1 protein-coding gene is annotated in these 734 nt (G+C 59.0%); it reads right to left on the minus strand.

The window, feature by feature from the left end:
* Positions 1–549: flavin-containing monooxygenase (locus tag ACTIEZ_RS15425; protein WP_439547576.1), on the minus strand; the 549-nt coding region annotated here is incomplete at its 3' end.
* Positions 550–734: the final 185 nt, after the last annotated feature.

Genomic DNA, 734 nt, shown 5'->3' on the forward strand with positions numbered 1-734 from the left:
GGCGTAGTCGATGTCGCTGGTCCACTTCTGCGGATGGACGATGCGGCCGGCGAACTGATCCGCTCCGGGAAACTCCGGCGAATAGCCGCCCTCATAGGAGTAGTAGCCGCTGCACATGAACAGGAAATTGCAGGTGAGATGCGCGATCTCCTTTGCAGGCCCCCGCTCCACCTCGACGGTCCAGCGTGCGTCTTTCGAGGACCACGACGCGCTTTTGACGCGATGGCTGAACCGGATTTTCTGCTCGATGCCGTTATCGCGCGCGGTCTCGCGCACATAGTTGAGAATGCGCGGCCCGTCGGCGATGGCCTTGGCTTCGGTCCACGGCTTGAACGAATAGCCGAGCGTGTACATGTCCGAGTCGGAGCGGATGCCGGGATAACGAAACAGATCCCAGGTGCCGCCGATGCTCTCGCGCCCCTCGAGGATCGCGTAGCTTTTGCCGGGGCAATTCTTCTGCAGGTGATAACCGGCGCCGATGCCCGACAGGCCCGCGCCGACGATCAGCACATCGAAGTGGTCGCTTTCTGCTTTGGTCTTGTCGAGCATTTCAGTCTCCCTGCCCCGGATTTGCGCGCAGGCGAGAATAAAATGCAAGCGGCGCCGATGCCTATCTCCGTGCCACCAACTCACCAATGCCTTCGGCTTGACAATAGGATTTTTATCCTATATTGTTTTTAGAGAGAGTCGGCGAGGTAGCTAGATGATGGGCCTGAGAGAAATTCACCGGGAAG

It is taken from the genome of Sandarakinorhabdus sp. (assembly GCF_051860625.1).
GTDB lineage: Bacteria > Pseudomonadota > Alphaproteobacteria > Sphingomonadales > Sphingomonadaceae > Sandarakinorhabdus.